Source organism: Okeania sp. SIO3I5, from assembly GCF_010672085.1.
GTDB lineage: Bacteria > Cyanobacteriota > Cyanobacteriia > Cyanobacteriales > Microcoleaceae > Trichodesmium.
Genome location: NZ_JAAHHT010000424.1, coordinates 1 through 4,254 on the forward strand (window position 1 = coordinate 1; position 4,254 = coordinate 4,254).

At 32.6% G+C, this 4,254-nt stretch carries 5 protein-coding genes; 3 read left to right on the top strand and 2 right to left on the bottom strand.

The genetic code is table 11. The annotated features are described in order from the left end of the window. Positions 1–194: 194 nt before the first annotated feature. Both F6K40_RS39075 and F6K40_RS39080 read right to left on the bottom strand, forming a co-directional pair. Positions 195–365, bottom strand: a complete 171-nt coding sequence (locus F6K40_RS39075) for a hypothetical protein (protein WP_293145349.1) — start codon at positions 363–365, stop codon at positions 195–197. A 362-nt stretch (positions 366–727) separates the two neighbouring features. Further along, positions 728–1,102 (bottom strand): hypothetical protein, encoded by a 375-nt coding sequence (locus tag F6K40_RS39080; RefSeq protein ID WP_293145352.1) that lies wholly within the window; start codon positions 1,100–1,102, stop codon positions 728–730. 876 nt (positions 1,103–1,978) lie between these two features. Here F6K40_RS39080 and F6K40_RS39085 point away from each other — a divergent pair. From F6K40_RS39085 to F6K40_RS39095, 3 genes are all read left to right on the top strand, one after another. Then, entirely contained in the window at positions 1,979–2,188 is a 210-nt protein-coding gene (locus tag F6K40_RS39085) for a hypothetical protein (RefSeq protein ID WP_293145355.1), read from the top strand. A 178-nt stretch (positions 2,189–2,366) separates the two neighbouring features. Further along, positions 2,367–2,630: a hypothetical protein gene (locus tag F6K40_RS39090; protein WP_293145358.1), complete on the top strand. Its 264-nt coding sequence runs from the start codon at positions 2,367–2,369 to the stop codon at positions 2,628–2,630. Between the two features lie 566 nt (positions 2,631–3,196). Next, positions 3,197–3,544 (top strand): hypothetical protein, encoded by a 348-nt coding sequence (locus tag F6K40_RS39095; RefSeq protein WP_293145360.1) that lies wholly within the window; start codon positions 3,197–3,199, stop codon positions 3,542–3,544. The last annotated feature ends 710 nt before the right edge of the window (positions 3,545–4,254 follow it).

The window sequence follows — 4,254 nt, forward strand, 5'->3', positions numbered from 1 at the left end:
TGTCTAAGAGAGGAGCCGTGTGAGGTGAAAGTCTCACGCACGGTTTTGAAGACGAGTCGGGTAGGGTAACTTACCTGGCTTAGTTTAACTCAACCCGCCCTGAGTCATTCGTTCAGCTTAGTCTGTTTGATTGATGGATGGGAATCCCGCGTTGTCTCGTAGAGCAACGTCGGGAGGATGTCAATCTGAATACTTTAGCGATCGCTTAGAAATTGACCACTTCGATGGTTGAATAATTTTACTAAAGCATCTTCCAGCTCGGGAGTAACTAGCTTTACTTTCAAAGCATTTTTTAGCCAAACTTTTAACAAATATTCCTCGATAGTTTTCTCCTGCAAATCTGCCAGATCAATCCAAACTGCCACATCTTCAGTTTGTGCAAATATCCAATCAGCTATTGTCTGTAACTTGGTAGTTTTTCCAGCACCAGGTTCTCCAATAATTGCAATTTTTATACCTTGACTTTTCGGACTATTTCCTTGAGCGAGAACTTCTGTAAAAAATTCTCTTTGCGAAAACTCTTTAGTAATTTCGTATTCGTTATTTTCTGCATCTGTGGGAAAATTTTTATGAATTTTTTGTTGTTTTTTTCTTTCGATTAATCCCAGACTGACACAAACATCTTTACAGTCGAATGTTGTGCCGTCTATATTTGTGAGAGGATTAGTTGTTAAGCGTTGTTTTTGAGTTGAGATTAATATTTCTTGGCAAACTTGACGAGAATTATTTAGTAGTTTTTCAGCAGCTTTTCAGCAGCTTCAGAGTTAGTATGTCTCGAATTATTTGAGTAATTTTGCTGGATAAATTTTTCATTCCATAACCAAATAAATGCTTTTTCCCAACGTGACTCGCCTTTTTTATTTCTACCTTTCTGATTAGTAGATTTAAAATCCAGGCGATCGCATATCTTACCCAGATAGTCTTGAAATTCCTGTTCATCCATTCCTAGAAATTTAGCAAGTTCTGTATTTATAGATGTTGCCTTTTCCTCATCAAATCTATTTAAGAATATTTCTCTATATTTGCCAAAAAATCCATATTCATTAGCTACTTCTTGTAGAAATTGTTTTTTCTGTTTCTGTAAAGTCTGGATTTGTTCCATAAATACTCTTCTAGAAATTCCTTCAAATTATAAATATCATTTCAGGTTGCTTAAGTAGGTAAGCGTAAATAAAAATAACTGGATATTTATGCACTCCATACTTATGAAATTATTTTTCGTTCCAGAATAGTTAAAGAACCCTCCACTACATTCCCAAATAGTGATAATTAATTACCCCTAACTACCTGAATACTATTTTTAACTGAAAAGACAAAATTTGTGAGATAATTTTTCGTTCCGGAACAGTTAGCTAAATCTGAAGTAAATTTATCAGTAGTGATAATTAATTACCCCTAGTTACTTAAATACTATTTTTAACTGAAAAGATAATTTTTGTCAGTCAAAAATAGAAAATTTGTGAGATGATTTTTCGTTCCGGAACAGTTAGCTAACTCTAACCTAAATTTATCAGTAGTGACAGTTAATTACTCCTAGCTACTGAAATATATTTTTAACTGAAAAGATAATTTTTGTCAGTCAAAAATAGAAAATTTGTGAGATGATTTTTCGTTCCGGAACAGTTAGCTAACTCTAACCTAAATTTATTAGTAGTGACAGTTAATTACTCCTAGCTACTGAAATATATTTTTAACTGAAAAGATAATTTTTGTCAGTCAAAAATAGAAAACTTGTGAGATGATTTTTCGTTCCGGAACAGTTTCTCAACCCTCCACTAAGTTCCAAAGTAGTGACATTTAATTATGCCTAGTTACTTAAATACTATTTTTAACTAAAAAGATAATTTTTGTCAGTCAAAAATATAAATATCTATTTGTTCACGATTTTTTTCCTATTTTTTGGGAATTTTATTTTGAGGATAATTTGTTTAATCTAAATTCAGTGACAAGTTAGGAAATTATCAAACAACTAAATCTTATGGAAAAAACCAAACAATTACCACATTATTACGCCAAACCAACATGGGAAAATAACATCGGATATCTGTTATATTCTCGTAGAATTATTCTCCCAGGAGTTTCAGAAATCTTGAAAACTACCAAACCCAAAACAGAAAAACAACGCCTAATTAATTGGCAAAAAAAAAGTAGGCAAAACTCAAGCCAATCAAATTTCTCAAACTGCTAGAAAACGTGGCATTCTCATCTATCAACAAATCCAAAACTACCTCCAAAATAAACCCATCTCCTGTCCTTCCAGCATCGAAACATATAGGGATAAAATTTTACCTTTCTTAGAAAACATTCATAAAATTCAACTCCTAGAAGGCCACCTTTTCCATTATTATGAAGGTTACTCCGGCAGGGTGGACTGTGTTGCCAGTTTCGACAATACCCCCTGCGTCATAGAATTCAAGTCTGCTAATCGAATCAAACCTCTTGCTGACGAACCCTTACAACTAGGAGCTTATTGTGGGGCAACTAATCGTCAATATGGCCTCAGACTCAAAAACGCTTTACTAATAGTCACCGAAAAATTGTGGTCTAAAGCCTCCCCTTGGATAGGGGATAAATATATTCTTTATGTCAAGCCTCCTTATTCCATAGAGGTACTGATAACTGATAACTGAAATGACCACTCCCCAACAAGCGATCGCCACTTGGTTTGAACCAGATGAAGTTATGAAATATTGGCACCAGTGGCAGGAACGAGTGGCCGATTTTTGGCAACTACAGAGCGTAGGATAATCTACCACTTTTGTAGGCTTTTGTTATGTTTGTTAAGCTAGATTTAGTAGTCTAAGTATTTCTGAAGAAAATTAAATTAATCCTCTTCCCCACCCCACTCAAGGATAAAAAAAAGTTTATTTATTCTATCTGTTTATTCTATCTGTGGGTTTGATCAGGATTTATTTTTCACTCCTCAGAAAATTTATTTATATTATCAGGAACAGTTATAGCAATCGAAGCAAAGGGCGCGGAAATTTCTAAATTTTCATGCCTCAGTTATAGACTATTTTTGACTTTTGCCTTGCCTGTAGCTCTATACTTCTGCCTTCAGAGATTAAAGTAGCTGTTCCATCCATTGTTTTTTTTCTGAAAAGTTAGTCTATTTTTAGACCTCAATTAAATTCAACCATGCTGAAATTTTTGCTTGTGATTTTCTTAAGTTATTTACTCAATAAGGATAATGAATATGAATCACCAACTCAGTCTAGTGCTTCAAGATGATTTAAACATTGAAAAATTAGGTTCTATTACTCCGGTATATAATCCTAAAGATACTAATCATTTAGAACGCAGACAACAACAACGAGCTATTAGTCTACCCATGATTAAAGTTGCTATAGTTTATGGAAATAGACAATTTAGTTATGGAGCAGTGACTTATACTTTGACTGATAAAAATTTACGCAGAACTCCTTATAAAAGGTTTATAGATGTACTGCGGGGATTGAGAGTTGTCTGTGTTGATGGGTTACCAAATCCTAAAATTATGACAGCTTATTGGCATCATAAAACTAAGCGAAAAGTTCATAGATGAATTCATAATTTAGAATTTAAAATTCAGAATTGAGAAGTTAAATTCTTGTTGTCACTAAATTTGAAATGACTCACAGAATTTAGAATTCAAAATTCAGAATTGAGAAGTTAAATTCTTGTTGTCACTAAATTTGAGATGACTCAGAGAATTGAGAATTTAAAATTCAGAATTTAAATTTTTGCTGTGACTAAATTTGAGAGGAGCGAGAGAATTTAGAATTTTGATAAAACTTTCTCAAATGGTGTTTATTAAAAATAGTTTCAAACAGAGCCAGAATATTAAGCACTACTTTTGCAAGAGTGATATAGCAATCCTATTTAATGAGTTAAATTTGCGGTTTAAGTAGTAGGCGTAAAAATTCATCTAACAATCTAGTTTTAAATTTAGGTTAATTTTGAGTTTGCTATAGATAATAAATTTGATTATAGGATTGCTATATTGAAAATTGAGAATTTAGAAGTCATAATTTAGAAGTCATAATTTAGAAGTTAAATTCGCAAAACGCACTAAACTTGATAAAGGAAAAATTTGTTGATGTTATAAAGCAATTCCGACTATCTGAAATGTGTGCTTAATTAGATTAGCTAAAGTCAACTTATCCTGTTGTTTATACAATTCCAAAGCTTTGCCATAAGCTAACTGCATTGACTGTAAGTTTTGAATTTCTCCACGACCATTTTTTATATTTAATAAAACCCACCCTAAATTAT

What these genes read in the sequence shown, in the direction of transcription:
- F6K40_RS39080 (WP_293145352.1), bottom strand. Translation starts at nt 1,102, where the DNA reads ATGGAACAAATCCAGACTTTACAGAAACAGAAAAAACAATTTCTACAA.
- F6K40_RS39085 (WP_293145355.1), top strand. Translation starts at nt 1,979, where the DNA reads ATGGAAAAAACCAAACAATTACCACATTATTACGCCAAACCAACATGG.
- F6K40_RS39095 (WP_293145360.1), top strand. Translation starts at nt 3,197, where the DNA reads ATGAATCACCAACTCAGTCTAGTGCTTCAAGATGATTTAAACATTGAA.